The 226-nt window shown below is 63.7% G+C and carries 1 protein-coding gene; it reads left to right on the forward strand.

Features of this window, described 5'->3' with window-relative positions; all coding sequences use genetic code 11:
- Positions 1-12: 12 nt before the first annotated feature.
- Positions 13-226, forward strand: a 214-nt coding sequence (locus tag FNJ47_RS55820) for a transposase (protein WP_236000660.1), incomplete at its 3' end; no start/stop codon positions are given.

Genomic DNA, 226 nt, shown 5'->3' on the forward strand with positions numbered 1-226 from the left:
GCCTTGGGTGTGATGGACCGTTTGGTATTGAGCGACGCGGCGTGGGAGCGGATGGCGCCGTTGATCATAGGGCGCCCGGATCAGAAGGGCTCGACCGGGCGCGACAACCGAATGTTCGTTGAAGGAGGGCTGTGGATCGTGCGTACGGGGTCTCCCTGGCGCGATCTCCCGGAGGTCTTCGGCGATTGGAACAGCGTGTTCCGGCGCTTCAGCCGATGGAGCATCA

It is taken from the genome of Bradyrhizobium uaiense (genome assembly GCF_010811875.1).
In the GTDB taxonomy this organism is placed as follows: Bacteria; Pseudomonadota; Alphaproteobacteria; order Rhizobiales; family Xanthobacteraceae; genus Bradyrhizobium; species Bradyrhizobium uaiense.